Here is a 23,041-nt window from a genome sequence, read left to right as displayed (position 1 = left end):
CATAATTAGTTACTATTGGTCAAGAATTGCTTAATTTGATTATTATGCTAACTTTGAAAAAAAACGTACATGGATTTACTTGAAAAAGCTCAGGAATTTGAAAACAGAAAAATGAGCAATATGTCTACCAGTGACAGGGTGGAGGCGTCCAGAGAAGCAAAAGCTTTAATATTGAGTATAAACGAAGTTTATAAGGAAACCAAAGATCCCAACCTAATGGATGTCATGAAAAGGTTGACAGAGAAAAAGAAAAAAATAGAGAAACGTTTAAATGGAGTTCCTCTCGTTTAAATCCAGTTCTTAATAATCATATTATGCCCCTTCTTAAAGGGGTTTTTTATTGGGTGTCCTTTAAGCCATGAATTAAACTACAAAACATCCAAGTTAAAATACTGTTTGTCAATTATTTTACCTGTACCCATTTTTTGCTGCGAACTTTGCCGGACAACAAACCAAAAATGAAAAAGGACCAGAAAAAATCTGAAATGGCCCGAAAAAGAATGGCCAAAATGTCAAACTTGGCAGCAAAGTACGTGCTACCCATAGTGGTGATTTTTTGCTTTGCAATGGGATTGATTATTCTTTATAAGAAAGTGTTGTAAAATCCAGTGCAATTGGAAGATTTACCGATATGCCGTTGAATACCCTAAACAATTTCCGCACTAAGACCGGCATTTAAAAGTCCTGTACATTGAGGTGCCAAATCATTGTACTCACCTGTCTTAACAGTACACTTTCCGTTGTAATGAACGATAAGGGAACACTGCTCCGCCTGCTCCGGGGTATGATCACAGACCGCTATAAGTGTCTCTATGACGTGATCAAAAGTATTTACATCGTCATTAAAAAGAACTATCTCATTTTGTTTGACCGTCTCTTCCTCCAAGAGGAGCTCTTCGGAAATTTTTTCTTTAGTGCTCATTACAATCGATTTTGCTATAGCCTAAAATACATATTTTGCGGCAACCCAATTGTTCTTTTCAAGATTTTTTTCGAACCGAAGGCCAACCTCATGGCACTTTTCCGTAATTAACAATAAATCTTCCAGATAAAAGCCACTGACCAAAAGTACACCTTCCTTTTTCAAACAACGGACATATGTTGGAATATCTTCCAAGAGTATATTACGGTTGATATTGGCGATGATAACATCATACTTCCTTTCACCTAAAAGTGCCGCATCGCCTTCAAATACGGAAATATTCCCGATACCATTTCGTTCCACGTTCTCCTTGGAATTTAGATAACACCAATTATCGATATCAATAGCATCAAGTTCTTTGGCCCCTCGTTTGGATGCCAATATGGCCAGAACGCCCGTACCGCAACCCATATCCAATACAGTTTTGTCATCCAGCTCCAAAGTAAGGATATGCTGCAACATCATATGGGTGGTTTCGTGATGGCCCGTGCCAAAGCTCATTTTGGGTTCTATGATAATGTCGTATTCAACATTAAGCGCATCGTGGAAAGGCGCTCGTACCATGCATCTATCGTCCACCAAAATCGGTTGGAAATTTCTTTCCCATGTCGCATTCCAGTTTTCCTGGGCGATTTCCTTATAGGTAAATGAGATATCAAAATTTCCATTGTTCAGTATATAGAGTCCATCCAAAATGTTTTCACCCCATTCCACCTTTTGGATATATGCCAAAACCCCCGTTTCTTCCTCTACGAAACTTTCAAAACCAACTTCCCCCAACTCGGCGATAAGGATGTCCGAAGCAGGTTGCAACGGTGCTACCAAAAATTTGTATTCCATGTAAATGATATCGTCCATTTCCCGGTATTTAAAAGAGGCTGTCCAAAAAGTCATCTCTGCTTTCAATTCGAGCGGAGTCGAAAATTATAACTCACTGGATTTTAACGCATCTCGACTGCGCTCTATGTGACATATGAATGGAATTGCGACTTTTTAGACAGCCTCTTTATAAAACAATCAATTTTATGGTTCTTTAAATCGCTTTGATAATTGCCACAAAATCGTCCGATACCAAGGAAGCACCACCAATTAGACCACCGTCAACATCGGGTTTTGAAAAAATCTCTTCTGCATTCCCAGGTTTCACGCTGCCCCCATATAAAATGGAAACGTTGGAAGCCACGGAACTATCATAAGCATCTGAAATAACCTTTCTGATAAAAGCATGCATTTCCTGTGCCTGTTCCGGTGATGCCGTTTCTCCCGTTCCTATGGCCCAAACAGGTTCGTAGGCCAGTATAATCTTGCTCCAATCGGATTTATCCAAAGAAAACAGCGCATTTTTAAGTTGGCTTTCCACCACATTGAAATGGTTTCCAGATTTGCGGTCCTCCAATTCCTCCCCAAAGCAAAACATGACCCTAATGCCTTTCTCCATAGCTGTTCTCACCTTTTTGGCCAAGATTTCATCGGTTTCGCCAAAATAGGCCCTACGTTCTGAATGTCCGATAATACAGGTATCCACACCAATATTCAATAGCATATCCGCAGAAATTTCCCCGGTATATGCACCACTTTCCGCAAAATGCATATTCTGTGCGATGACTTCTATCTGAGAAGCTTCCAAATTGCGAACCGCCGCCGCCAAGTTTACGAATGTTGGCGCTACCATAACCTCCGCTTTGGTATCCGGCAGTTTGGCGGCCAATTCCACCAATAAGGCTTCGGTCTCTTCCAGGTTCTTGTTCATTTTCCAATTTCCTGCTACTATCTTACTTCTCATTGTTATACTATTTATGCTTGTTTAATTTATGGTATGACTATCGATTATTCAAATGTAAGGTACTCCAAATCATTGTAATGCACCTTTTGTTTTATGGTTCCGTTTTCCAAGACCAAAACCCCGGGATTGGACCTTACAATGGTTTTCAAGGTCGTTTGATCGGTGAAATAGAACTCAAATCCCAAATTGAATTCCTGTTTCAAAACCTGGGTCTGCTCCGGCCCGGAAGCCGACATACCAATAACCTTGTATCCATTTTCCATGGCCTTGTCCGTAACCTCTTTCACTTCGGAAAAAACCTCCGTATTGGCCTTTCGTAAATCATAGGCGATGACCATGACCAATTTGGGTTCCTGCAATAGACTCGCTGCAAAATCCTCGCCTTCCTGTTCAATGGTAAAATCGTGTACCGGAGGCTCGTAGCCCTTCTGTATCTCTTCGGTCTCAACACCTATGAATTCCCCATTTACCGTGGGATAATCCCCATTGGTAACTATGACCTGTTCTTCACCGTTCACTTTAAATTTCCATGAATACTCATAAACGGGCTTGGGTGCGTCCTCCGGGATACCCATTCCCTCTTCTATATTTTTTCCGATTTCATAAGGCCTAAAATCGATTACCGGCAAATGATTCAGGACATAGTAGGCATACCCGATGCAGCCAACTATGGAGATGGCCACCAGTACCTTGGTAATGAAGGGCCTAAAAAGTGGCGTGATATATTCCTTCCCATAAAACAACAAAAGTATCAGTACCAACAGAACTACATCCTTTGAAAAGGATTCCCATGGGGTCAACTTGATGGCATCCCCAAAACAACCGCAATCCGTTACCTTATTGAAATATGCGGAATAGAACGTCAAAAACGTAAAGAACACGATCATCAACAAAAGACTCCATAGGGTAAATTTTCGCAGTATACCCAGTATAAGGAATACTCCCAAAAGCACTTCAAAAATGACCACTACCAAGGAAATGGTCAATGCATACGGTTCAAAAAAAGGCATATTGAGCACTCCGGGACTGAAGTATTCCTCCAACTTAAAAGAAAATCCAACAGGATCGTTCAATTTTATGAACCCGCTGATAATAAAAAGTACCCCTACAAAAATTCGAACTACTCCAATTACATATTTCATCTGTTTATTTTTATTGTTTTCCATAGGTCAGATGCAATTCGCCAATAACCATCTTGGTGGGCAATAAGACTTCTTATGGCTCATTTCATAATTCTTAATTAATTTTCAGACAAACCTAGGTGAATCAATGCAAAAACAGCATAGTTTATCATATCCTGATAGTTGGCATCAATACCCTCGCTCACCAAGGTTTTCCCCTTATTGTTCTCAATGGATTTCACCCTGAGCAATTTTTGCAGTATTAAATCCGTCAGGGAACTTACGCGCATGTCCCGCCAGGCCTCACCATAATCATGGTTTTTATTGAGCATGAGTTCCTTGGTTGCGTTCACGTGCTTTTTATAGAGTGATAGGGCCGTTTTGGGATCTAGGTCTGGCTGTTCCGCCACGCCTAGCTCAAGCTGTATCAAGGCCATCACAGAATAATTTATTATTCCTATGAACTCCGGAACCTCGCCCTCGTCCACTTTACGAAAGGCATTTTCCTGCAAGCTACGTATCCGTTGCGCCTTGATAAATATTTGATCGGTAAGGGAGGGTAAACGGAGAATGCGCCATGCGCACCCGTAATCAAGCATTTTCTTTTCGTAAAGATCCTGACAAACCTTGATTACGGCATTATACTGCTCTTCCGTTTTTTGCATGTGGTTGTTGTAATTTGTGTAAATTTCGCTCAAAAATTTGTAACCATCAAGATTGGGAGTTCAAACTTAAAACCATCCCAATGACCAAAAGGACCGTATGACGATAAACTGTAAGGGAAAACTTATTGATTTGACAAATCCCAAAGTGATGGGCATCCTCAACCTTACCCCAGATTCCTTTTACGATGGCGGTAAGTACAAAAATGAACGTGACATTTTGGAACAAGTGGAAAAAATGCTCTCTTGGGGTGCTACTTTTATCGACCTTGGCGCTTATAGTACGAGGCCCGGAGCCGACGAAATCAGCACCGATGAGGAGCTGAAACGTTTATTGCCCGTACTTGAACTTGTACTAAGCAAATTTCCTGACGCCCTGGTGTCCATAGACACGTTCAAATCAAAAGTAGCCAAAGAAGCACTTGAACGGGGCGCCGCATTGATCAACGATATTTCTGCCGGACTTTTGGACGAAGCCATGATGGAAGTAATAGCGGAATACCACGTTCCTTACATTATGATGCACATGCGGGGCAATCCCAAAACCATGCAGGAACAAATTTTCTATGAGGATTTGCTACAGGAAATCATGTTCTATTTCTCAGAACGGCTGTCCGTGGCAAGATCCAAGGGTATCATCGATGTCATCATCGATCCTGGTTTTGGCTTTTCCAAAACCCTGGAGCAGAACTATGAATTATTGAAAAACTTGGATTTGTTGACCATGGCCGATAGACCCATTTTGGCTGGACTTAGCCGTAAATCCATGATATACAAACTCTTGGGTACGGACGCCCAGCATGCCCTCAATGGAACAACCGCCCTCAATATGTTAGCGTTAGAAAAAAGGGCATCCATTTTAAGGGTGCACGATGTTGCGGAGGCCATGGAATGTATCAAGATTTACAGGCAATTGACCACTTAATTTTGGGAATACTTGTTCATCTATTTTTGTTAATTTTACAGAAACGGCACTCTTTGGATTTTTTAAATTTTATCGATTTTAATATTACGGATATCCTGGATATCGTTTTGGTGGCCGTACTCCTTTACTATGTTTATAAACTGGTCCGTGGTTCTGCGGCCATCAATATCTTCATTGGCATTGTCATTGTTTGGGCCTTCTGGAAACTTACAGAGCTTTTGGGCATGGAGATGATCAGTAGCATCGTGGGTGCCTTCATGCAGGTGGGGCTTATAGCCCTAATAATCGTTTTTCAACAGGAGATACGAAAGTTCCTTCTAATGATCGGTTCCACAAATTTTGCCAATAAACGAAACTTCGTAAAGCATTTTAAATTCCTAAAACAGGAGGGAGATACTACGAGTATTGATGTGGAGGCAATCGTTAAGGCTTGTGAAAAAATGTCGGCTTCAAAGACCGGAGCCATTTTGGTCATAGAAAGGGGCAATTCCTTGGATTTTATAAAAAGTACGGGCGACAGAATGAACATTGAGGTCACCCAGCCCATCATAGAAAGTATTTTCTACAAGAACAGCCCCTTACACGACGGTGCCGCGGTAATCGTGGATAATTACATTGTTGCGACCCGGGTCATTTTACCCGTCACCAATGAACGTAGTATTCCTCTCCGGTACGGTCTTAGGCACCGAGCCGCCATAGGCATAACCGAAAAAACGGATGCACTCTGTTTGGTGGTAAGCGAGGAAACCGGACAGATTTCCTATATAAAAAACGGGGAATTTATACTGTTTGAGTCTGGCGCACAATTGATAACGCTTTTGAAAAAAGACCTTGTATAATGCAATGTAAAAATTGTGGGAATACTTTAAGAACGGACTACAGTTATTGTCCGGATTGCGGAGCCCAAGTGATACGCAATAGGCTAACCGTAAAAAATCTTTGGTATGATGCCATTGAAAGGTATTTTAATGTGGACAACACTTTTTTACGGACATTTACCCATCTTTTTTCAAAACCAGAATCGGTAATTGTAGGTTATATTGAAGGAATACGTAAAAAGTACTTAAACCCAATCAGTTACTTGGGAATCGCCATTACACTTTCCGGTCTTCTCGTATTCTTTATGCGAAAGAACAGTGGGCAGTTCGATATGGATGTTTTAGGAACGGGCCAGTCCCAAGCTTGGCAGGGAAAATTCTGGGACGCAATTCTCGACTACCAAGCCATTTTATTCGTTTTATATATACCGATGATGGCTATTGCCGGGTGGCTGAATTTCCAGGCAAAAAAATACAACTTTTCCGAAAGGATTGTCATATTCACCTATACCCTGGCGCAATATTCATTAGGTATATTTATACCATCCCTCATAATTTTGGCCTTCATACCAAGTTTCTACATGAAATTTAGTTTCATAGCAATTCTCTTCATGTATTTGTATTCTGCCTATGTTATAAAAAGGATCGCACGTGAAAAAGGAATTGAGCTTTGGTCAAAGGTCCTGATATTTTGGATGTTATTCACCGTCTTTTATTTCAGTCTTTCCATTATCATCCCAATAATTCTTTTTCTCACGGGAACTATTCAGCCAGAGGATTTCAAACCCTCTGCTTAGAACTGTCCATCATGCCACTTCCTCTGCCAGGAACTGGGCTTCGTATAGGTTGCGATAATATCCGCCTTTTTTCAAGAGCTCTTTGTGGGATCCCATTTCCACAATTTTACCGTCATCCATAACAATGATTTTATCGGCTTTTTTTATGGTTGCCAATCTATGGGCGATAACGATAGAAGTCCTTCCTTTGGTAATACGCTCTGTAGCCTGTTGTATCAGACGTTCAGAATAGGTATCAATGGAGGAAGTAGCCTCGTCCAACACCAAAATACTGGGCTTGCTAACATAGGCTCGCAAAAAGGCGATTAACTGTCTTTGACCGCTGGACAGCATGCTTCCTCGTTCCTTTACGTTGTATTCATAACCGCCCGGAAGGCTTGCAATGAACTCGTCCACGCCAATCGCCTTGGCGGCCTCCTCGATGTCCCCAACGGATATGTCGGGATTTTTTAGGGAAATATTGTTGGCAATGGTATCGGCAAACAAAAAGACATCCTGTAGTACGATCGCAATATGGGATCTAAGCGAGGATAATGTATAATCCTTGATATCGACTCCGTCTACCAGAATCTTACCGGAATTGATCTCGTAAAACCGGTTCAATAAATTTATTATGGTGGATTTACCAGCTCCCGTTGCTCCCACGATCGCTATGGTTTCACCGGCCTTTACATCAAAGGAGATGCCGTGCAATACTTCCTCATCCTCCAGATACCCGAAGCGGACATCCTTAAATTGGATCGTTCCCTTTACCTCGGTCTTTTCCATTTGTCCATTATCCTCAATGGAACTATCGGTATCCAAAATCTTAAAGACCCTGTTCGCGGCGACCATACCCATTTGTAGGGTATTGAACTTGTCCGCAATCTGTCTTAGGGGCCTAAAGAGTAAATCGATCAACATGATATAAGCAAAGACCGTACCTGCCACATCGTTTGTAATGTTGGCAACGTTCTGCAAGCCACCGTACCAAACTACCAAACCTACCGTAATGGAAGAAACGATTTCGGCAATAGGAAAAAAGATGGAATTGTACCAAACCGTTCGTAGCCAGGCATTCTGATGCTTTTCATTGATTTCCCTGAATTTTTCACTCTCTATCCTTTCCCTGGTGAACAATTGCACGATTTTCATTCCGGTAATCCGTTCCTGCACAAAGGAATTTAGGTTGGAAACCTCTGCCCTTACCTCAGTAAAAGCGACTTTCATCGCCTTCTGGAAGAGTCGGGTGGCATATAAAATTATGGGCAGCACTGAAAAGACCAACAAGGCCAGTTTCCAATTAATGTAGATCATTACCCCCGCCGCTACTACCATTTTCAACAAATCCGCCACGATTACAAAAAAACCCTGACTGAAAATCTCCCCAATGCGCTGCATGTCCGCCACCGCCCTAGTCACCAAAACGCCCAAAGAGGAATTGTCAAAATACTTCATTTTGAATCCCAGCATTTTCTGGAATAGATTGATCCGTACGTCCCTGATTACGGATTCCCCCAACCAATTGGCGTAATAATTGAACAGCAATTGTGAAATGACTTGCCCCAGAAGTACGGCCAGCATGGCCAGTGTTAGGTGTAACAGTTTATCGGCATCGCTACCTTTAATGGCATCATCTATGATTTGCTTTAGAAGTAATGGCGTGAGCACGGCAAAGGCCGATAAAAGGATTGCGGCCAAGGCCACGCCATAAAAAGTAAACCTGTAAGGCCGTGTATACTTCATCAAGCGCTTGAACAGTCTTGTATCAAAGGCATTGCCGGTATTATCGCTCATGCTTGAAAATATTCTTTGGATAGGTAATCGATGTCAAATATAGTCCTTTTGCAGGTACCGAAACACCGGCCTCCGACCGATCCTTACTATTTAGGATAGCCTTAACATGCTTTGGTGGGTACTTCCCGTGACCCACATCCAAAAGTGTCCCTACGATAGCCCTGACCATATTCCTAAGAAAGCGATCTGCGCTGATCTTAAATATGAGTTTATCGGAACCTAGTTCCCAACGAGCCGTTCTAATATCGCAAAAATAGGTCTTCACGTCCGTTTTTGATTTGGAAAAACATTCAAAATCCTGCTTTCCCATGAGCAGTTCAGCGGCCGTATTCATTAGATCAAGGTGCAATGGTTTTTTCACGAAATATGCCGTATCCTTAAAAAAAGGGTCCTTTTCCTGACAAACCCAATATTCGTACGAACGGGAGATTGCATGAAATCGGGCATGAGCGTCGTCCTGAACTGGAAAAATACCTTGGACGGCAATATCCCCTGGAAGAAATGCATTTATTCTATAGATAAGATTTTCTATATCGGCGATGGGTTCAAAATCGAAATGACCGAACATCTCCCTGGCATGCACCCCGGTATCCGTTCTTCCGGCACCCACTATTTCAACGGGACTCCTCAAGAGTTTTGATACCACGCCTTCCAATACTTCCTGAACGGTAATGGCGTTGGGCTGGTTTTGCCACCCGTGATACTTCTTTCCAAAATAGGAGAACTGAATAAAATATCTCAAAGGGATACGCTAATTTTGTAGTTCACAAAGATATAAAAACCAAAAATTAGAAGACAAGGCCTTTGTGCCGATACCAAAATTATGACCAAAATCCTTTTGCTTTCCGATACCCATTCCCATTTGGACGAGACCATTTTGAAATATGCCGCCATGGCGGATGAAATCTGGCATGCGGGGGACATTGGTTCGCTAGAGGTATGTGATGCACTTTCCGCTTTAAAACCGTTAAGGGCCGTTTACGGCAATATTGACGATCACAGTATCCAACAGGAATACCCGCTAAACAATAGGTTTATGTGCGAGGAAGTGGATGTTTGGATTACACACATTGGAGGATACCCTCCCAAGTACAACCCCAACACACGCGGGGAAATCAAAAAAAATCCCCCAAAACTCTTCATCTGCGGCCATTCCCATATTTTAAAAGTTATGTGGGATAAAAATGTAGGTCTGTTACATATGAATCCCGGTGCCTGCGGCAAACATGGGTTTCACCAAGTGAGGACCATGTTACGGTTTACCATAGACGGAAAGGAAATTAAAGATTTGGAAGTTATAGAGCTTGGAAAAAGGTAAGCTAGGTTTAGAAAGCCCGCACAAACGGATTGGGAGCTTGATGGTCAATTCCAAGGAAAGTATCGGCAGAAAAAAACTTAATTGCAAGTAACTCAAACCGGAATATTTAAACCCTTTGGTATTGTAAATAAAAACCCGGGAACTACCCCGGGTTTTCGCACTAATACTACTAAGATGTTAGGTTTAACGTAGACGATCCACAGATTTTACAAGATCTTCATCCTTTTTAATCGCCCTATTGGCAAGGGCTAAAAAAACGATAGAAAATACAGGAATCAGCATCCCAATACCCTTCTCAGAAACTGTAGTCTCTCCGGATAGATTTAGGGACCGATAAACGAAAAGTCCTAGTAAAAAAAGGTTTAATATCATGTTCAACCGGTTCAACACAAACTGGTTCTTTCTTTTTTTAAATAAAAAAATGGTCCATAAGGCCAAGGCCCCAATTATATAAAACAATATGGATACCAAAATCTCATTGCTCGCATAAATTTCCTGCCCTTTGGCATCTGACCACAGATTTACAAAGAACGGCAGCACACCGGACAATAGTGCAACAACAATTAAATAAACGGTCTGAATTCTTTGAATCATACTCTTTATGGTCCTTGGAGGCACAAAAATAAAGGTCTTTTTAAGAATTATCCACCAAATATTGAAAATAATTTGTAATATTGTAACGTTAATGATTTTAACACTTACCAAAGGGAAACCTTATCCCTCTTTATCCTATTAATTTAGAGTCAGATTTCTTCGTATCCCTGGAAAATACATTTAACTTATTTACATATTTAATGTTTGAGATTTCAGATTTAAAATCAAAAAAGCTTCCTGAGCTTCAGGAAATTGCCAAAGAACTAAACGTTCCCAAATTTAAGACCTTAAAAAAACTGGACCTCGTCTATCAGATTCTAGACTTACAGGCGGCAAACCCAAAAGTGGCGGCTACCGTGGCACCCTCGGAACCGGAAAAACCAAAGACCAAAAAACCTAGGATTTCCAGAAGCAAGGTCGAAAAACAAGAAGAGAAGGATGCTTCCGCAAAGCCATCGGAAACCAACGAGGCCCAAAGCAACGATACCCCAAAAACAAATTCCAACGAGCAAAGGAACACCAAGCCCCGTCAAAAAGGTAACGATAACGATTCTAAAAGGGACATTCAAAAAAGCTCGCAACAGAATAAAAATCAGAACAATCGAAAACAAAATCACTCGCGTAACACCCATGACAAGAGTAATTTTGACAAAGACCTTAAAAATAGGTACAAAGAACCCGAATATGAGTTCGACAGCATCATCACCAGCGAAGGCGTACTGGACATTATGCAGGACGGTTACGGATTTCTTAGATCTTCCGATTATAATTACCTGTCCTCACCAGACGACATTTATGTGTCACAATCCCAAATCCGTCTTTTTGGCCTAAAACCAGGAGATACGGTATTGGGTAATGTCCGACCCCCAAAAGAGGGCGAAAAATACTTCCCACTGATCAAGGTCAATAAGATTAATGGAATCGATCCGCAAGTGGTTCGTGACCGGGTATCGTTTGAACACTTGACCCCACTCTTCCCAAGGGAAAAATTCAATTTGGCAGAAAAGCAAAGTACCATCTCAACAAGAATCATCGATTTGTTCTCACCCATTGGAAAAGGACAGAGGGGCATGATCGTTTCACAGCCCAAGACCGGTAAAACGATGTTATTGAAGGACATTGCCAACGGTATTGCGGCAAATCATCCAGAGGTATATCAAATTATACTGTTAATTGACGAGCGACCTGAAGAAGTTACCGATATGCAACGAAACGTTCGTGGCGAAGTTGTAGCCTCTACCTTTGACAAGGAAGCCTCTGAACATGTTCGTGTAGCGAACATCGTTCTTGAAAAAGCGAAAAGATTGGTAGAATGCGGTCATGACGTAGTGATACTCCTGGACTCCATTACCCGATTGGCAAGGGCCTACAATACGGTTCAACCCGCTTCAGGTAAGGTGCTCAGTGGTGGTGTGGACGCCAATGCGCTTCATAAACCAAAAAGATTCTTTGGAGCGGCCAGAAATATTGAAAATGGAGGGTCCCTTTCCATCATCGCTACGGCGCTTACCGAAACCGGTTCTAAAATGGACGAGGTTATCTTTGAGGAATTTAAAGGTACCGGAAATATGGAACTTCAATTAGATCGTAAAATTGCCAATAGAAGAATATTCCCCGCCATAGACCTTACTTCTTCAAGTACAAGGCGAGACGATTTGTTATTGGATGAAAACACCTTACAACGTATGTGGATCATGCGCAAATACCTTGCAGATATGAACCCGGTCGAAGCAATGGAGTTCATAGAGCAACGATTCAAACAAACAAAGAACAACGAGGAGTTCTTAATGACTATGAATCAGTAATCCTGGACCAAATAAAATAAAGCTCCAATGGGTCACCACTGGAGCTTTTTTATACCCTAAATTGAAATAAAACCCTATCTTTAAAGAAGTTTCCCCTGAGAATTTAACCAATATCCTGAACCTATGAAGAATTTATGCAAACCTCTCCTGATTTTTATTTTTTTGATTCCCTTGGTTTCTTGCAAACAAAATCAGGAAAAACCGCCTACAGAAGTCAAGGAAGAAGTACTTACCGCCCCCAAACAAATTATATCCCTAGAGGAAGCGGACTCACTTTACGAAAACTACAAAAATAGAAGGGCCGCTTTCATAGAAAAAATGGAATCGGAAAACCAAAAGGACGAAAATCCTTTTGAACCTACCCAGTTTATTTCTTTTGAAATAGAAGTTCTTGAAAACTACCTCAAATATGTGAAACAGGAGGCAAAAAATGGAGGTACAGAGGCCGATAGCATTCGGATATATCTGGGAAATTATGGAAACACAAGCCGAAGATATCCTAATAAAAACACGGTATTTCTGTTACCCACAGCCCAAGTTGACGGGGCCTACGGGGGCATTTTTATTGATGCAGAAGGGAAGGCCAAGTTAGTGCGCGATTGGATTGCTTCCCAACAAGGTGATAATTCAAAGGAGGGAAGGGAAAAATCCGAAGCCTCATTCATCCCTAAAACAAACGCCGCCCCGGTTTTGCAAGGAGGAACAAGTCTGACTTTAAATAGAGGGAATGGAGGACCTCCACCCAAAACCGACTTCTAACAGATGCTACAAGAACTAGTTGATTTCCTACAGAGGGACTATTTCATTTTTGCCTATATTTTTTCCTTAATCCTGTCCATAATCGCCTACCCGAAATATTTCGATACGTATTTAAAGTACCTACCGGCAATACTGGCCTATACACTGTTGAATGAAATTTTGGGTTATTTCATTAGATACTATCCGGATTTTTCATTTTTTCCAAATGTCCAGGACACAGGATTCAACGATATTATTTACAATATCTATGATTTGATTTTTTTTCCTTTCTTTTTCTACGTGTACTGGAATTTGATTAAAGACAAGAAGTACAAAAGTTGGATACGTACCGTAAGTATTTTGGCAATGCTGACCTATTTGATATCCTGTTTTTTCCAAAATCCTACGCATACCACCCTTTTCTATGCAAATGCCGTTGCTTCTTGGACGCTCTTATTCATCATTTTTCTATATTTCTACGATAAACGGAAATCGCATCTTCCCGTTGTTCAACCCTACAACCTTGTTTTCTGGGTGAGTCTGGGTTTAATCATTTTTCACATTTTCGCTCCAATACTTTTCGTAGTCGGATATCTGAGATATCAGCTTTGGCTGGACTATGGTTTTCGGTCAATTCTACACATTCTAATTATACTCATGCACTTGAGTTTCTGCATTGGTTTTTTTGTTTCCAGAAAAAGGGCCTTTGGATAAAAATCATAAAAAAACCCTCCATAATGGAGGGTCTAAAAAAAAATATGTTTTTAACTATTCTTAAAGGGCAGCTACATGTTTTGCCAATTTGCTTTTTAAATTGGCGGCCTTATTGCTATGGATGATATTGCGTTTTGCCAAACGGTCGATCATACTTACTACACTTGGCAATAATGCCTCGGCATCCTTCTTGTTTTCCTCGGTACGCAATTTCTTGATTGCATTACGTGTGGTTTTATGCTGATACCTATTACGTAAACGTACCGCTTCGTTTCTTCTGATTCTTTTTAATGCCGACTTATGGTTTGCCATCTTATTTCCTAATTATATTTTGGTGGATTCCTGTATCCATTTATTTCTAGTAGCCCGTAGGGGAATCGAACCCCTGTTACCAGGATGAAAACCTGGCGTCCTAACCCCTAGACGAACGGGCCATTAAGCCAATACGGAACATTACGTTCCAAATCTTCGTAGCCCGTAGGGGAATCGAACCCCTGTTACCAGGATGAAAACCTGGCGTCCTAACCCCTAGACGAACGGGCCATTACTTTGCGTAATTGCGGATGCAAAAATACAATTATTTTTCACTATCGCAACTCCCAATTATGATTTTTTAAAATCTTTTAATAAGCCTTTGCGAACAACACTCTCTTATAGGATGGTTTACCTGTCAAAATACAACTACCTTCCTCATCCTTAGCATCCAAAGGTATACAACGAATGGTTGCTTTGGTTTCTTCCTTTATGCGATCCTCAGTTTCTGCGGTTCCATCCCAATGGGCGGATATGAAGCCTCCCTTGGTTTCCAGAATATCCTTGAACTCATCATAGGTTTCAACCTTTGTAATATGCTCTTTTCTGTAATCAAAGGCCTTCCTATAAATTGTTTTTTGAATATCCTCCAACAAAAATTCGATTTTCTCAACGACTTCGCTAGCGGGTACCGTGGATTTTTCCAAAGTATCCCTTCGTGCCACCTCATAAGTACCATTGGCAAGATCGCGCTGCCCAATGGCCAAACGGATGGGAACCCCCTTCAATTCGTATTCGTTGAATTTGAACCCAGGTTTTTGCGTGTCCCTATCGTCATATTTCACGGATATTCCCTTGGCCCTTAATTCGGTTACAAGAGGCTTTACATTTTCGGAAATTTCATCCAACTGCTCCAAACCTTTGTAAATAGGTACGATTACTACTTGAATTGGTGCCAATTTTGGGGGAAGCACCAAACCATTGTCATCTGAGTGGGTCATGATCAACGCACCCATCAAGCGTGTAGAAACCCCCCAAGAAGTGGCCCAAACATACTCTTTGTTTCCTTCTTTGCTCGCAAATTTCACATCGAAGGCCTTGGCGAAATTCTGACCTAAAAAATGGGACGTACCAGCCTGTAATGCCTTACCGTCCTGCATCAAAGCCTCTATACAATACGTTTCAATGGCTCCCGCGAATCGCTCACTTGGGGTTTTTAATCCCTTGATAACCGGAACGGCCATGTGTTCCTCCGCAAATTCGGCATAAACATGCATCATCTGTTCCGCCTCCTCGATCGCTTCTTGTTCCGTGGCATGGGCCGTATGCCCCTCCTGCCATAAAAACTCTGCGGTTCTAAGAAAAAGTCGGGTGCGCATTTCCCATCGAACAACATTCGCCCACTGATTTATCAACAAAGGCAAATCCCTATAGGATTGGATCCACTTTCTAAAGGTATCCCAGATGATGGTTTCCGAAGTTGGCCTCACGATCAATTCCTCTTCCAGTTTGGCATCGGGGTCTACAATGATTCCGGTTCCGTCCTCATTATTTTTTAGTCGGTAATGGGTTACCACGGCACATTCCTTTGCAAAGCCCTCTACATGACTGGCCTCCTTGCTCAAATATGATTTGGGGATGAATAGCGGAAAATAGGCATTTTCGTGTCCCGTATCCTTGAACATTTTGTCTAGGACTGCTTGCATTTTTTCCCAAATAGCATAGCCGTAAGGCTTGATGACCATACAGCCCCTTACGCCGGAGTTTTCGGCCAAATCGGCCTTAACGACCAACTCATTATACCATTTGGAATAATCCTCGCTTCTAGAAGTCAAATTTTTACCCATTGTTCGGAGTTTGGCACAAATCTTGTGCTTATTAAAGAAAATAATGCGGTAAAACTAGTTATTTTTACTATGTTCAACAATATAATTTTAGAACGATGATATATTCCACATCCCACACCAAATATTTATATGGACTGATGGTTGCTTCACTGGTAATGCTAGTGGTTTCTTGTGGTTCATACCAACAAGCTTCTTATTACGACAACGACGGAATCTACGCCGATGATACCCCTAGAACCGTGGAACGTAGACCGGATAGGCAATACAATCCTACGACCAGGTCAGAGGAGTCCGATACCTTTACGGAGTATTTTGGACAAAAGGCCGATCAATATGGTCAAATCTTGGATAGCGAGATATTTACGGACGTAGATTCGTATTCCAGTAACGACCTTAACGATAGTATTCCTCAAAATCAATTGACCGATTATTATGATAGCCCAAACGACTACCAAGGTTTTGGAGGTTGGGGCGATAACGGCCAAAACGTTGTTATAAATGTTTATGATAATGGCTGGAACAATTGGGGCTGGGGTGGCGGCTTCGGTTGGGGCTGGAACGATCCTTGGCTTTGGAACAACTGGGGCTGGGGTGGCGGCTTCGGTTGGGGCTGGAACAATTGGGGCTGGAATCGCTGGAACCGTTGGGGCTGGGGATGGAACAATCCTTGGGGCTGGAACAACTGGGGCTGGGGAGGCGGTTTTGGTTGGGGCTGGAACAATTGGGGCTGGAACGGATGGAACAATTGGGGCTGGGCCGGTAATTGGGGCTGGGGAGGCTATTATGGCAACAACTTCAGAAGAAATTATGCGTTCTCAAACAACAGGACAAGACGCGGCTATTACAATACCGTAAACAATGGTTCAACCGCATTGCGTGGCAGATCAAACGTAAATACGAGGGGTACTTCCCCTAGATACAGAACTTCGGATAGGGCGGTTTCCGCAAGGAGTTCTGCCAACACAAGAAGCAGCTCATTGAGCAGACGTACGGTAAGCGCTGACCAGAATAGGGCCTATAGAACCAGTAGGAGCACACGGGCCACACCAAGATATTATAGTAATTCAAGAAGTAATGGCTATTACAGTGGAACGGCAAGGTCATCATCAACCTATAGCAGAAGTGACATGTCCGGTAGGACCAGTAGGGCCGTAACCCCTAGAACCTCTTCCTATAGAGGATCCAGTTCTGGAAGAAGTAGTTCTTCTTATGGCACTTCCAGGAGCATGGGTTCCAGTAGGGGCTATAGTTCCGGTAGAAGCTATAGTTCCGGCAGAAGTAGTTCCGGAGGTAATTATAGTTCTGGAAGGAGTAGTTCTGGAGGAAGCTACAGAAGTTCAGGAGGTGGCGGGTCGTCCCGTTCATCCGGTGGCGGAGGTAGATCTTCCGGAGGTGGTAGATCTTCAGGTGGTCGTAGCAACCGCTAATCAGTTCAACTTTAAAAAGATTGCAAGATGAAAAGAATATTCACTTTCATAACACTATGCCTTTGCCTTACGGCCAGCGCACAAAATATTAACGATGTCCTGCGTTACGGTCTCGAGGAACTTCCGGGCACGGCAAGATTTCAGGCCATGGGTGGCGCTTTTGGCGCACTAGGAGGAGATATGTCCGCCATAAACATAAACCCTGCTGGTTCCGCGGTTTTTAACAATAGCTTAATGACCCTTTCGGGTACACATTTTAGAAGGGAAAACGATGCAAATTATTTTGGAACGTTATCCAATACAAATCGGAATGAAATCGATTTGAACCAAATAGGGGGTGCCTTTGTCTTTAACAACACCAATCAAAATTCCGACTGGAAAAAGTTTTCCTTGGCTTTCAACTATGACATGACCCAAAGTTTTGAGAACGAGGTCTTCATTACAGGAAATAGCAATCAAGGCATCGATAATTACTTCTTGAATTTTGCCCAAGGAGTACCCTTTGGCTCCATTCTTATTCAAGAGGATGAATTTATTGAAGATGCCTATCTTGATATTGGCGCGGTTCAAGGTTTTCGTGACCAACAGGCATTCTTAGGTTATTATGGCGGAATTTTAGATCCTGAAAGTCCGGATGACGCCACCACGAATTACATAAGCAATACAGGATACTCCTCCGTGAACCAAGAATTTTTAAAAACGACTACGGGATACAATAGTAAGTTTACCGTAAATGCGGCCAGTCAGTTTAGGGACAACCTATATTTAGGGGCTTCCCTGAATTTTCACAATGTTATCTACGACCAGTTGACGCAGTTCACCGAAAATGGTTACGATACGGATTCACCTATCCAAAATACAACGTTTGACAATTTATTGAGCACCGAAGGAAACGGGTTTTCATTTAGTTTAGGGGCGATTGCCAAATTAAACGATTTTGTTCGTTTGGGCGCTAGTTATCAATCCCCTACATGGTATAGACTTACGGATGATTTTTCCCAAAGAATAAATTCCGATTTGGCCGATGACGATATTAATTTTATCGATTTCAACATCGTAAACCTGTTCGAAAGATATACCGTCAAAACCCCTGCCAGATTAAACGGTAGCGTTGCCTTGGTCTTTGGCAAAAATGGATTGTTAAGTTTGGACTATGGTTATCAGGATTTTTCACAAGCGGAATTAAGACCTGCAAATGACAATAGCTTTCAAAACGTAAACAATCAAATTTCAAACGAGTTGGGCGGTGTTTCCACCATACGACTTGGAGGTGAATACCGATTGGGCATGGTAAGTCTACGTGGAGGATATAGATACGAACAAAGTCCCTATGTGAATGGAGATACAATAAATGACCTAAACGGTTTCTCGGCGGGTGTTGGTTTTAATTTTGGAGGAAGCCGATTGGATCTGGCACTAAGCCAAACTTCGCAGGATATGAACGAAAGGCTTTTTGACACAGGACTGAACACGCCCTCCATGATTACAAGGACTAACACCTTTGGTACTTTGAGCTACACCCTGAATTTTTAATCCGATGAAACAAAATTAAAAAAGGACCGAATGATTCGGTCCTTTTTTTATCGTTTTAGGGTAAAATGGGATTGTCGTGTTTTGGCCACCAGAACTCCTGCATCGTCCTCTTCGTACTCAAACCGAAACCAATAATCCGTCGATGGCATGGGTCTGCCATTGTATGTACCATCCCAACCTTCAACTGCACCCAATTGTTTTAGCAGTTTTCCGTATCTATCAAAAATATATACGATTGGATTCGTAAGGGTTTCAATTCCTTGTACGTTCCATTCGTCATTAACAGTATCCCCATTGGGCGTAAAAAACTTGGGATATCCAACCACTAAAAACTCTACCGGTTCCGTAATACCGCAGCCGTTCTTATCATTGATTACCACTGTATTGATACCGGGTGGAATATCTAGAAAGACGGGATCATCTTGAAAAGCCCCTCCATTAATGGCATACTCATAATCACCATCGCCATCCACAAATATCTCAACATTGTTGGCATCTGGGTCAACGGACAAATTGGTCTCCAAAACCTCCACGCGATTCAAAATTGGAATTCCATAAAAGGTAATTAGAATACCGCCCAAGTCGGCCACCGTAGGCGGAGTACCCGATGCTGTGGTGATAGTGGCAAAATATCTTCCTGAATTTGGACTGGTAACAACTAATTCCGCTCCAAAAGGACCAGAACCGGCCAAAGTGCCATCCACAACTCCATCGTCTTCATAATCCACCGTCCATTCCACATTTGCAATATCAGAACCAGCTGGCGAATTCAAGGCACTCAAAACGATATCAGGGTCGCCTTCACAAGCTATGATATCCAAACCCAAAAACTCGTCTCGCAACGTACAATCCAAGGCCGTATTTTGGTTCTCGTTTACGGAATTACCCGTAAACGTTAACATAAAAGGCTCAGGATTGCCATCGAAATTCGTATTGAAATTATTGATTAAGATATAGTAGATTTCACCAGGTTGAACATCCAACCATTCATCATAGGTATTTTGGCTACCCACCAAAAACGGAGCTCCTTCCTGACCGTTTTCGGGATTAACGCCTATACCCGTAAAATTCGTGTTGTTCACTTCATAATTACACCGTATGGGCTCCGAGGTGCCATCACCAATGATTGAACAAAAATTCTGTCCACTCAATTGGTCATAAGGACCATAAACGGCAAAATCCCATTCGGCCGTTGGGGTTGAATTTCCTCCGGACGGTAAAGCCTCAATATCAAAGCCTACCTGCCCTCCGGTACCTGCCCTAAATACAAACCAAGAGGTGTTGTTTTCTATGTTCGCAGAGCTTACGCTTCCTTTTTCCAAACATCCGGTTTGCCGAATAACTTCCGGATCAAAATCATCTATATCGCCACCACCGTCAGCCAATCCCATTATAGGGGCATCGGCACAGACAGGGATGGCGGTTCTACAATCTGGCGAGTTTTGGGCATTTGCCTTGCAAATTAGTAGGAGCAAACAGCAAATAGTAGCGACTAGTATTCGCATATTTTAATGGGGCTAGAAATATACTTTAACGTATATAATAACTGGGTAATACTGGCTTTAGTATTTTTCAACGGATTATTTGGACACTTAATCGATAAACGGCACGTCCTGTCACTCTAAACTAATTGTAAAATCCTATTAACAAGAAGATTACCTGTACCAAATATTGAGGGAAAAAATATATAGCGCAAGTGAATTTGGGCATCCTTCAACAAAATACGACCCCCCCAAACTTAACATCTATTTATAATAGGTATGGGGCCTTGAAATGGCATTAAGTATTATATAATGCATATCTTTGCCCCTTGTTAAAGTTCAGTTTACATGAAAACAGAGGGTACATTGGAGGAACATTTTGAACAGTTGGGAGATGACCACATTTCCTCGTCGGAAGAGACCCCTTTACGTAAGGACGCCTTCCTTCTTAGTGATGAAGAAAAGATTGAAAGAATCAAGGGAAGTGTTAGGGAAATCCTTCTCACTTTGGGAATGGATCTGGAGGATGATAGCCTTAAGGGCACGCCCAATAGGGTTGCAAAAATGTTCGTGAAGGAAATTTTTGGAGGCCTGCACCCCGATAGAAAACCCAATTCTTCCACATTTGACAACAAGTACAAGTATGGCGAGATGTTGGTGGAAAAGAACATCACGCTCTACTCTACCTGTGAACACCATTTATTGCCTATTGTGGGCCGGGCCCATGTCGCTTATATCTCAAATGGCTCTGTGGTGGGACTTTCCAAGATGAACCGTATTGTGGATTACTATGCCAAAAGACCTCAAGTTCAGGAAAGATTGAATATTCAAATTGTACGGGAACTTCAGAAAGTTTTGGGCACGGAGGATGTCGCGTGCGTCATAGACGCCAAACATCTCTGTGTGAATTCCCGGGGAATCCGTGACATTGAAAGTAGTACCGTAACTGCGGAATATGGCGGCAAGTTCAAGCAAGAGGCCATCAGGAATGAATTCCTCGAATATATAAACATGGACACGCAATTTTAATTTCATCCTCATAAAATGCCATTGTATCAAGAGCAAACAATAAAGGTCCATAATTCACTTACTGGCAAAAAAGAAACTTTTATTCCCATAAACGAAGGCCACATTGGTATGTACGTCTGTGGCCCCACCGTGTATAGCAACGTGCATCTTGGAAATTGTAGGACTTTCATGTCCTTCGATATGATTTTCAGATATTTCCGTCATTTGGGTTATAAAGTGAGGTATGTGCGAAACATTACGGATGCCGGGCATTTGGTGGACGATGCGGAAGATGGTGAGGACAAAATTGCAAAAAAGGCACGATTGGAACAGTTGGAACCTATGGAAGTCGTTCAGCGTTATACCGTGGACTTTCATAATATACTGGAAAAATTCAATTTTCTTCCGCCAAGTATAGAGCCTACGGCGACCGGACATATCATTGAGCAGATTGAAATCATAAAGGACATCCTGGAGAAGGGTTATGCCTATGAGGTGAACGGCTCCGTTTATTTTGATGTTGTAAAGTTCAACGAGACCAACGAATACGGTAAATTAAGCGGAAGAAAATTGGAGGACATGATCGCCAATACCCGCGAACTCACGGCCCAAGACGATAAAAAAAGCCCACAGGATTTTGCCCTATGGAAAAAAGCGGAGCCGGAACATATCATGCGATGGCCTTCTCCTTGGGGTGACGGATTTCCTGGTTGGCATTTGGAGTGTACCGCCATGAGCACCAAATATCTTGGGGAGACCTTTGATATCCATGGAGGGGGAATGGATTTGAAATTCCCGCACCACGAATGTGAAATAGCGCAAGCTGAAGCTAGTAATGGGAAGTCGCCCGTAAAATACTGGATGCACGCCAATATGTTGACCTTAAACGGCAAGAAAATGGCCAAATCCACTGGAAATAGCATCCTTCCCGGGGAAATTTTTTCCGGTGAAAACGATATTCTTAGCAAACCATTTTCACCGGCCATGGTACGTTTCTTTATGATGCAGGCACATTATACAAGTATTTTGGATATCAGCAACGATGCTTTACTAGCTTCGGAAAAAGGCTTCAATAAACTAATGGATTCCATCAAATCCATTAATAGCCTGCCGATTGGAAGCAAGTCGGATTTTGATGTACCAACTTGGAAACATTCCTGCTACGATGCCATGAACGACGATTTTAACACACCAATTCTCATTGCGAAACTTTTTGATGCCGTGAAGCATATCAATCTTATCAAGGAAGGTTCCGAAACGATTACCAAAGAGGACAAGGAAATTCTTTTTGATACGATGAAGAGTTTTGTCTTTGACGTGTTGGGCCTTGAGGACAAGCAAAGCTCCAATGCGGACTTGGAAAAATTGAGCGGGGTCGTAGAGTTGTTGATACAGTTAAGAAAAGAAGCAAGGGAAAACAGGGATTTTGCTACTTCGGACAAAATTCGGGATCAATTGGCCGAACTGGGCATCCAACTAAAGGATGGTAAGGAAGGTACTACGTACAGCCTATAACCAAG

24 protein-coding genes and 2 tRNA genes are annotated in these 23,041 nt (G+C 42.1%); 12 read left to right on the top strand and 14 right to left on the bottom strand.

Features of this window, described 5'->3' with window-relative positions:
• Positions 1–69 precede the first annotated feature (69 nt).
• On the top strand, positions 70–291 hold the full coding sequence (locus ACZ41C_RS12015) for a hypothetical protein (protein WP_138257478.1): 222 nt from the start codon (positions 70–72) through the stop codon (positions 289–291).
• 112 nt (positions 292–403) lie between these two features.
• Here the strand turns inward: ACZ41C_RS12015 and ACZ41C_RS12010 are convergent, their stop codons facing one another.
• The 6 genes from ACZ41C_RS12010 to ACZ41C_RS11985 form a co-directional block, all read right to left on the bottom strand.
• On the bottom strand, positions 404–544 hold the full coding sequence (locus ACZ41C_RS12010) for a hypothetical protein (protein ID WP_464561663.1): 141 nt from the start codon (positions 542–544) through the stop codon (positions 404–406).
• 102 nt (positions 545–646) lie between these two features.
• Entirely contained in the window at positions 647–922 is a 276-nt protein-coding gene (locus tag ACZ41C_RS12005; protein WP_154916921.1) for an ATP-dependent Clp protease adaptor ClpS, read from the bottom strand.
• A 21-nt stretch (positions 923–943) separates the two neighbouring features.
• Positions 944–1,780 carry a 50S ribosomal protein L11 methyltransferase gene (gene prmA, locus ACZ41C_RS12000; RefSeq protein ID WP_464561661.1) on the bottom strand — a complete coding sequence of 279 codons (837 nt, stop codon included), beginning with the start codon at positions 1,778–1,780 and terminating at the stop codon, positions 944–946.
• 175 nt (positions 1,781–1,955) lie between these two features.
• Positions 1,956–2,705: a triose-phosphate isomerase gene (gene tpiA / locus ACZ41C_RS11995; protein WP_464561659.1), complete on the bottom strand. Its 750-nt coding sequence runs from the start codon at positions 2,703–2,705 to the stop codon at positions 1,956–1,958.
• A 44-nt stretch (positions 2,706–2,749) separates the two neighbouring features.
• Positions 2,750–3,847: a BT_3928 family protein gene (locus tag ACZ41C_RS11990; RefSeq protein ID WP_464561657.1), complete on the bottom strand. Its 1,098-nt coding sequence runs from the start codon at positions 3,845–3,847 to the stop codon at positions 2,750–2,752.
• A 98-nt stretch (positions 3,848–3,945) separates the two neighbouring features.
• Positions 3,946–4,491 carry a DUF1599 domain-containing protein gene (locus ACZ41C_RS11985; RefSeq protein WP_138257473.1) on the bottom strand — a complete coding sequence of 182 codons (546 nt, stop codon included), beginning with the start codon at positions 4,489–4,491 and terminating at the stop codon, positions 3,946–3,948.
• 97 nt (positions 4,492–4,588) lie between these two features.
• On the opposite strand from ACZ41C_RS11985, the gene folP reads away from it, so the two are divergent.
• Genes folP through ACZ41C_RS11970 form a run of 3 tightly spaced genes read left to right on the top strand, consistent with a single transcriptional unit; the run spans position 4,589 to position 7,028 of the window.
• Positions 4,589–5,413, top strand: coding sequence for a dihydropteroate synthase (gene folP, locus ACZ41C_RS11980; RefSeq protein ID WP_464561655.1), 825 nt, complete (start codon positions 4,589–4,591; stop codon positions 5,411–5,413).
• Between the two features lie 53 nt (positions 5,414–5,466).
• On the top strand, positions 5,467–6,252 hold the full coding sequence (cdaA, locus tag ACZ41C_RS11975; RefSeq protein ID WP_464561653.1) for a diadenylate cyclase CdaA: 786 nt from the start codon (positions 5,467–5,469) through the stop codon (positions 6,250–6,252).
• Positions 6,252–7,028 carry a DUF3667 domain-containing protein gene (locus ACZ41C_RS11970; RefSeq protein ID WP_464561651.1) on the top strand — a complete coding sequence of 259 codons (777 nt, stop codon included), beginning with the start codon at positions 6,252–6,254 and terminating at the stop codon, positions 7,026–7,028. The genes cdaA and ACZ41C_RS11970 overlap by 1 nt, the downstream gene beginning before the upstream one ends.
• A 9-nt stretch (positions 7,029–7,037) precedes the next feature.
• Here ACZ41C_RS11970 and ACZ41C_RS11965 read toward each other — a convergent pair whose 3' ends face one another.
• Together ACZ41C_RS11965 and truA are read right to left on the bottom strand one after the other, a co-directional pair.
• Positions 7,038–8,804 carry an ABC transporter ATP-binding protein gene (locus tag ACZ41C_RS11965; RefSeq protein WP_138257469.1) on the bottom strand — a complete coding sequence of 589 codons (1,767 nt, stop codon included), beginning with the start codon at positions 8,802–8,804 and terminating at the stop codon, positions 7,038–7,040.
• Positions 8,794–9,546: a tRNA pseudouridine(38-40) synthase TruA gene (gene truA / locus ACZ41C_RS11960; RefSeq protein WP_138257468.1), complete on the bottom strand. Its 753-nt coding sequence runs from the start codon at positions 9,544–9,546 to the stop codon at positions 8,794–8,796. The genes ACZ41C_RS11965 and truA overlap by 11 nt, the downstream gene beginning before the upstream one ends.
• Positions 9,547–9,627: 81 nt before the next feature.
• Here truA and ACZ41C_RS11955 point away from each other — a divergent pair, with 81 nt between their 5' ends.
• A complete protein-coding gene (locus tag ACZ41C_RS11955) occupies positions 9,628–10,122 on the top strand; it encodes a metallophosphoesterase family protein (RefSeq protein WP_272636483.1) in 495 nt (164 codons plus the stop codon).
• A gap of 183 nt (positions 10,123–10,305) precedes the next feature.
• Here the strand turns inward: ACZ41C_RS11955 and ACZ41C_RS11950 are convergent, their stop codons facing one another.
• A complete protein-coding gene (locus ACZ41C_RS11950) occupies positions 10,306–10,716 on the bottom strand; it encodes a DUF4293 domain-containing protein (protein WP_464561648.1) in 411 nt (136 codons plus the stop codon).
• Between the two features lie 200 nt (positions 10,717–10,916).
• Between ACZ41C_RS11950 and rho the strand changes: the two genes are divergently transcribed.
• The 3 genes from rho (at position 10,917) to ACZ41C_RS11935 (ending at position 13,973) form a co-directional block, all read left to right on the top strand.
• A complete protein-coding gene (gene rho, locus ACZ41C_RS11945; protein ID WP_464561646.1) occupies positions 10,917–12,521 on the top strand; it encodes a transcription termination factor Rho in 1,605 nt (534 codons plus the stop codon).
• Between the two features lie 123 nt (positions 12,522–12,644).
• Complete coding sequence (locus ACZ41C_RS11940; protein ID WP_154916933.1) at positions 12,645–13,280, top strand: hypothetical protein; 636 nt, start codon at positions 12,645–12,647, stop codon at positions 13,278–13,280.
• 3 nt (positions 13,281–13,283) lie between these two features.
• The gene (locus ACZ41C_RS11935; protein WP_138257463.1) at positions 13,284–13,973 is read left to right on the top strand and encodes a hypothetical protein; all 690 of its coding nucleotides are present in this window, start codon (positions 13,284–13,286) and stop codon (positions 13,971–13,973) included.
• 60 nt (positions 13,974–14,033) lie between these two features.
• Here ACZ41C_RS11935 and rpsT read toward each other — a convergent pair whose 3' ends face one another.
• The 4 genes from rpsT to proS all read right to left on the bottom strand — a co-directional run bounded on the left by rpsT (position 14,034) and on the right by proS (position 16,072).
• Positions 14,034–14,285 (bottom strand): 30S ribosomal protein S20, encoded by a 252-nt coding sequence (gene rpsT, locus ACZ41C_RS11930; RefSeq protein WP_100869334.1) that lies wholly within the window; start codon positions 14,283–14,285, stop codon positions 14,034–14,036.
• 50 nt (positions 14,286–14,335) lie between these two features.
• A tRNA-Glu gene (locus ACZ41C_RS11925) sits at positions 14,336–14,407 on the bottom strand.
• 37 nt (positions 14,408–14,444) lie between these two features.
• Positions 14,445–14,516, bottom strand: a tRNA-Glu gene (locus ACZ41C_RS11920).
• Between the two features lie 80 nt (positions 14,517–14,596).
• Positions 14,597–16,072 carry a proline--tRNA ligase gene (proS, locus tag ACZ41C_RS11915; protein WP_464561643.1) on the bottom strand — a complete coding sequence of 492 codons (1,476 nt, stop codon included), beginning with the start codon at positions 16,070–16,072 and terminating at the stop codon, positions 14,597–14,599.
• 95 nt (positions 16,073–16,167) lie between these two features.
• Here proS and ACZ41C_RS11910 point away from each other — a divergent pair, with 95 nt between their 5' ends.
• Positions 16,168–17,499, top strand: coding sequence for a hypothetical protein (locus tag ACZ41C_RS11910; protein WP_464561641.1), 1,332 nt, complete (start codon positions 16,168–16,170; stop codon positions 17,497–17,499).
• A 27-nt stretch (positions 17,500–17,526) separates the two neighbouring features.
• Positions 17,527–19,032, top strand: a complete 1,506-nt coding sequence (locus ACZ41C_RS11905; protein ID WP_464561639.1) for an OmpP1/FadL family transporter — start codon at positions 17,527–17,529, stop codon at positions 19,030–19,032.
• A gap of 47 nt (positions 19,033–19,079) precedes the next feature.
• On the opposite strand, the gene ACZ41C_RS11900 is transcribed toward ACZ41C_RS11905, so the two are convergent.
• Complete coding sequence (locus ACZ41C_RS11900) at positions 19,080–20,537, bottom strand: T9SS type B sorting domain-containing protein (RefSeq protein WP_464561637.1); 1,458 nt, start codon at positions 20,535–20,537, stop codon at positions 19,080–19,082.
• A 324-nt stretch (positions 20,538–20,861) separates the two neighbouring features.
• Between ACZ41C_RS11900 and folE the strand changes: the two genes are divergently transcribed.
• Both folE and cysS read left to right on the top strand, forming a co-directional pair.
• Positions 20,862–21,542: a GTP cyclohydrolase I FolE gene (gene folE, locus ACZ41C_RS11895; protein ID WP_272636473.1), complete on the top strand. Its 681-nt coding sequence runs from the start codon at positions 20,862–20,864 to the stop codon at positions 21,540–21,542.
• A gap of 15 nt (positions 21,543–21,557) precedes the next feature.
• Positions 21,558–23,036 carry a cysteine--tRNA ligase gene (gene cysS, locus ACZ41C_RS11890; protein ID WP_464561635.1) on the top strand — a complete coding sequence of 493 codons (1,479 nt, stop codon included), beginning with the start codon at positions 21,558–21,560 and terminating at the stop codon, positions 23,034–23,036.
• Positions 23,037–23,041 lie beyond the last annotated feature (5 nt).

It is taken from the genome of Maribacter sp. C-4077 (assembly GCF_055378385.1).
The sequence above is the reverse complement of the archived record's forward strand: the minus strand, read 5'-3'. Positions and strand labels throughout refer to the sequence as shown.